General features: G+C 57.2%; 4 protein-coding genes. 3 read left to right on the forward strand and 1 reads right to left on the reverse strand.

Going from position 1 to position 5,592, the window contains the following annotated elements:
• Positions 1 to 610 precede the first annotated feature (610 nt).
• From repA to repC, 3 genes are all read left to right on the forward strand, one after another.
• Positions 611 to 1,822 carry a plasmid partitioning protein RepA gene (gene repA / locus BMX99_RS19285; RefSeq protein ID WP_093455149.1) on the forward strand — a complete coding sequence of 404 codons (1,212 nt, stop codon included), beginning with the start codon at positions 611 to 613 and terminating at the stop codon, positions 1,820 to 1,822.
• Positions 1,823 to 1,925: 103 nt separating this feature from the next.
• Positions 1,926 to 2,921, forward strand: coding sequence for a plasmid partitioning protein RepB (repB, locus tag BMX99_RS19290; protein WP_093455150.1), 996 nt, complete (start codon positions 1,926 to 1,928; stop codon positions 2,919 to 2,921).
• Positions 2,922 to 3,081: 160 nt separating this feature from the next.
• A complete protein-coding gene (gene repC / locus BMX99_RS19295; protein ID WP_093455151.1) occupies positions 3,082 to 4,365 on the forward strand; it encodes a plasmid replication protein RepC in 1,284 nt (427 codons plus the stop codon).
• Between the two features lie 12 nt (positions 4,366 to 4,377).
• Here the strand turns inward: repC and BMX99_RS19300 are convergent, their stop codons facing one another.
• Complete coding sequence (locus tag BMX99_RS19300) at positions 4,378 to 5,487, reverse strand: tyrosine-type recombinase/integrase (protein ID WP_093455152.1); 1,110 nt, start codon at positions 5,485 to 5,487, stop codon at positions 4,378 to 4,380.
• Between the last annotated feature and the right edge of the window lie 105 nt (positions 5,488 to 5,592).

Consider the following 5,592-nt stretch of genomic DNA (forward strand, 5'->3'; position numbering starts at 1 on the left):
TACACGCTGACCATCCGCGACCACGGCTTCAACGCCAACCTCGGCAAGGCCGCGAACCAGGACGATCTGTCCCTGCAGGCCGTCATCCCCTGGGGCCCCAAAGACGCCGCGTGACGCAAAGAATCGGCCGGGGCAACCCAGCCGATTTCCCCCCGCGTCCCTTCGCATTGACATGCATTGCCTGCATGTTGGCGCGCACTGGTTGGTGTGCTTGGTGGAAGCAACTGAAAGCTGATCGGGCATAAGGGAGATGATGACGCAATCCGTTTCGGAGAAGACTTTTCCGTCGTCCCCCACGCACTTTAAGGCTTAGTACCTCTTGCATTTTGACAGCCGTGCAATGGAGGAAAAATAAATAATAACATAAGGTTGCGGTCGTGGTCATGTGACGCGCTAATTGGCTGGAAGTCAGAGCTTACGACAGGTCATCCCAAGATATTGGGTAGGAGCCATCCGTGATCACTACAGTTTGTCGAGGCATCTAGGCCCGCTGGCAGATTGGGTGGGGTCGAGCCGCCGGGCGAAAATCATTGTTAAGACTCATTTTTCCGTGTAGATGACACTTTAATGAGCGAAATCGCTGAAAAAGCGATATTTAGAGGGCAGTCAGATGCGACAACGGTCTTTTGAGGCTGATACGAAGGATCAACCCTTCGACGAGATCATCCTTCAGCAGGGAGAGCTGATTTCTGACCGTCTCAACATGTTGCGACAGGAACAGTATCCTCCAGACGCCCAGAAAGGTCTACGTCAGTTCTCTCTGGCAGAGGTTGCCTACTATCTCGGCGTGACCCAATCGACGATCAAGAAGCTTCACCTCGAGGGCAAAGGCCCCGAGCCCGAAACGTCGTCTTCCGGCAGGCGCAGCTACTCGGCTGAGCAAATGCTGGAATTGAGAGCCTATCTGGACAAGCATGGCCGTCCCGGAAGGCGCCGTTATGTCCCCTATCGACAGCCTGGCGAAGAACTGCACGTTGTTTCTGTCGTAAACTTCAAAGGGGGCAGCGGAAAGACCACTACCGCAGCTCATCTCGCTCAGCATTTAGCGCTGAAGGGCCATCGTGTTCTTGCGATCGACTTGGATCCTCAAGCCTCACTAACAGCTTTGCACGGTATCCAGCCTGAGCTCGACAACGTGCCCTCGCTTTATGAGACGCTCCGGTATGACGATGAGCGCAAGCCCATCTCTGAAGTAATCCGGCCGACAAACTTCCCAAACCTAGACATCGTTCCGGCAAGCCTCGAACTTCAGGAGTACGAATACGATACGCCGGTTGCTTTGACGAGCAGCGATCCCCATGAGGGCCGCACCTTCTTCACTCGGATATCCAAGGCGCTCAGTGAAGTTGATGACCGCTATGACGTGGTCGTAATCGATTGCCCTCCTCAGCTGGGCTACCTCACGCTCACTGCTCTGACGGCTTCTTCCTCGGTAATTGTGACGGTCCATCCTCAGATGCTGGACGTCATGTCGATGAGCCAGTTTCTTTTGATGCTGGGCGGGATCATGAAGACGATCCGTGACGCCGGAGCAAACATGCGCCTGAAGTGGTTCCGCTACCTCGTAACGCGGTTTGAGCCAACAGATGGTCCTCAAAAGCAGATGGTCGGGTTCCTCCAGGCGATGTTTCCAAACCAGATGCTTTCGGCTCCTGTACTGAAATCGACGGCGATCTCCGACGCTGGGATCACCAAACAGACGCTTTACGAAGTTGAGCGCTCTCAGTTCGTTCGAACCACTTATGACCGTGCAGTGACCTCCCTGAACGACGTCAACGACGAAATCGCCGAATTGATCCACAAGGCTTGGGGGCGAGAATGACTGTGGTTTTGACAGCCGTGCAGAGCGCCAATTTTGACAGCCGTGCAACTGTCGAAATGCAGACTGCGCGCCGGTTGGATTCTAACGAAGTGGAGATGACTTGATGGCTCGCAAAGACCTCCTGAAGAGCGTCATGGCTGGTTCGCCGGAGCAGCCCAAGGATTCCGGGCGCTCCGGATACGCAATGCGCGGAGCTTCGAAGTCGATGAAGGTTTCGATTGATAGCCTTGCGGAGAACTCGAAGCGTCTCCTTGAAGGCGAAACAATAGTCGAGATTGATCCGCAATTGATCGATGTGTCATTCGTTTCGGATCGGCTTAGTGATGACGATGTTGCTTTCAACGAACTGAAAGCATCGATCGCGGCCGGTCGCCAGGACACACCGGTTTTACTTCGACCGCATCCAGAAGCAGATGGTCGTTACATGATCGTCTTCGGGCATCGCCGTGTGCGAGTTGCATCGGCGCTCGGCCGTAAGGTTCGCGCAGTTGTAAAGCCGATGGACGACGTGGCCCACATTCTTGCTCAAGGGCAGGAGAACACTGCGCGCGCAGATCTCTCATTTATTGAGAAGGCCCTATTTGCGAAGAGCCTTTTGGATATGGGGCAAGCAAAGGACGTGATCCAGTCCGCCCTGACCATTGACGGTACTTTGCTTTCGCGCATGCTGTCAGTGGCGCAGAACGTCCCGCGGCACGTCATCGAACAGATTGGCCCAGCCAAGCAGATCGGGCGCGATCGTTGGGAGGATTTCAAGAAGTTGGCCTCGGAGCCCAAGAATGAGAAGATCCTCAAAGGAGCTTTGGAGTTCGACGGTTTTCAGGGTCTCGACAGCGATGCACGCTTCGAGTTCCTGCACAGCAAGCTAGCAGAAGCGGGCAGGGCGCCGAAAAGCCGAAAAGCGCGTGCCGCGCCCAAGAAACGTACTTGGACCGCCGGCAAAGGCCGCATCAAAGGCGTCATCGGCCGATCCGGAAAGGCATTCAGCATTTCACTCACGGCGCAAGACTCGACCGAGTTCGGGGATTTTCTCTCGGGCCGGCTTGATCAGCTGTACAGTGAATTCCTCGCGACGAAAGAGGAGCAGTCAGAACAATGATCTAGGCAAAAGAAAAGCCCCCAAGCAGCGTGGCCTGAGAGCTAATCTGAAAAGTTTGGTCGCTTAGAAGATATCTCTCCCGCGAATCACTGTCAACAAGAACGCCACTTCGGCGAACGGCTTTCTTTTGCCTCCACATAACTGGAGGTGAGAAACAGGCATGAAACATACAGGTTGGCGCAAGCCGACACCGGGTCTTGGCATTGCAGAGCAGCTTGCCCAAGCCGGTGAACAGTTAGCTGTACCCAAGACGCGGGCCTTCGTGGCCGTAAAGCGGGTCGGTGCATACATTGGCCTCAAGGCCGGAGACATGATGCTCCTCGACACGCTCGGGGCCTTTACTCAGGCCCAGGACTGGGAGGAGGGGCAGCGCCCGATCGTCTGGGCATCAAACGCCTATCTGATGGAGCAGACGGGCTTCTCGCTCTCGGCTCTCAAACGCCATGCGCGACGGCTGGCCGAGATCGGCGTGATCTCCTTCCAGGACAGCCCGAACGGCAAGCGGTGGGGGCGCAGGGACGCCGATGGGCGCATTATCGAGGCCTACGGCTTCGATCTGTCGCCGCTGTCGGCCCGTGTCGAGGAGTTCGAGGAGTTGCATGCCGATTTACAGGCCGAACGTGAGCTCTGTCAGCGCCTGAAGCGCCAGATCACGGTGGCACGACGGATGATCAGGGCGCGGATCGAGGCTGCCGTCAGCAACGCGCTGCGCGGGCCCTGGGCGCAGTTCACGGGGCTCTTCGAAGAGCTTTTGGACCGGCTTCCGCGCCGCCACGAAGCTTCCGAACAGCTTGTCCGGCTCTTGACCTGGTTCAAAGAGCTTCAGGAGCGTGTCGAGGCAGCTTACCTTAAGGCAACTGAGGCTGTCCAACCTGTGGAAAACACGCCTGCAACCAAGGCACAAGTCTTCGAAAAGACTCAAAAAATGAACCCCAGGGAGGTCATTTCTGACCCCCATATACTAATTACAACCCAACTAAATCCTGTAACCTGTAATCGCTCAGAAACTGAGCAAGCGGCGGGCGTGGTGCCAAATGCGCCACCGGAAGAGCAGGTTGATAGGGAGTTGGAAGAGTGGGTTGCTGAGACCCGCAAAAAACGTGGAGCAGCGCTTGATTTGCCGACTGTGATGCAGGCTTGTCCCGAATTCGCGTCCTGGGCGCGCAATATGGGCGGGTATCTCAAAGATTGGGGCGATCTGCACCGGGTTGCTGGCCAGTTGAGGCCAATGATTGGCGTCTCGGAGCATGCCTGGAACCTCGCGCAGGTTCGTCTTGGGCCTCAAATTGCAACCGCCGCGCTGGTTCTGACCTTCGATAAGCATTGCGCCGGCGAAGTCGCGTCTCCGGGCGGCTATCTCCGTGGTATTGTCCAGAAGGCCGGGGCAGGGGAGTTGCACCTCGAGCGTAGCTTCTACGGTAGGCTCAGCGGGCAGGCGGCGTAATGGGGCAGCGGATCAAAGCCCCGCGGCCTTGGTCAGGTTCACCCGGAATCTGTCGCGACGGCGTTGATACCGGCGGGTCATCTCGGCCGATGCGTGTCCGAGCTGCTTCTGGACATAGCGTTCGTCGACTTCCGCGCTGCTGGCGAGACCGGCGCGCAAGGAATGGCCTGAAAACAGCGCTAAGCGGTCTTTTTCCGGCAGCTCGGCGCGAATGCCGGATTTCAGGACGGTGGATTTGATGAGGCGGGCGACATGCTTGTCGTTGAGGCGTTTTTCCAAGGCCTTCTTTCCGTCGCGGGATGTGCGGACGAAGACCGGTCCGAAGTCGATCTTCGCGAAATGCAGCCATTGTTCCAGCGCATGAACGGGGCAGGTTTGGTTCGAAGAACCGCGGCCAATCTCCACCTCGCGCCAACCGGCTTTGGCATTCAGAGTCAGCACAGCACCGTCACCGAGGATCTCGATCCAACCGCCTGAATCATGCGTATCGTCTTTACCGACATCGAGGCTGATGATTTCAGAACGGCGCAACCCGCCAGCATATCCCAAGAGCAGGATGGCTCGGTCACGCAGGCCGCGCAGGTCGTAGGGCAGGGTGGCCACCATTGCGAGGATGTCTTCCGGCAGGATCGCTTCTTTCTGTACCGGTGGCCGCGCATGTTTGCGCTTGATGCCGGCCAGGACGGTGGCGATGTGGCGATCCTTGCGGTCCAGCGCGAACCCACGTTGCGCGTAGTTCCAGGCAAGCCCAGAAAGGCGGCGATCTAAGGTGCTCACCGAGAGGGCAGGGGACCCATTGGTCGGCGCGGCCAGGTCCGTCAGATAGAGACCAATCATCTCTGGAGACGGGGGTAGGGGCTCCGCGCCTTTCAATCTGCACCAACGCGCAAAGTGCTTCCAGTCGGCGGCGTAGGCCTTGTTGGTGTTTTCGGCGGTCGAGGCCTTGGCGTAATCACGTGCGTTCTCGGCCAGTCGATCCAGCGTACCTGAGCCGGCCACATGGGAGGGCAGGGTCAGAGCCTCGCTGGATGTCGGGTCTCTCGCGTCGTCTTCGTTGATGGAAGACCCGATTGGTGCGTCTGAGATCGATTTCTCATTCATTTTTGACATGTCGCTGAGCATATCTTTTGAGGTCCGATAATGCAAACTTATTGGACATGACTGCGAGCGACAAGGTGGGGCGGTTTATGTGCTATTTTCTGGTAGAAAGCGCCGCGCTGATATAGG

The organism is Pseudooceanicola nitratireducens (assembly GCF_900109195.1).
Lineage (GTDB): Bacteria > Pseudomonadota > Alphaproteobacteria > Rhodobacterales > Rhodobacteraceae > Pseudooceanicola > Pseudooceanicola nitratireducens.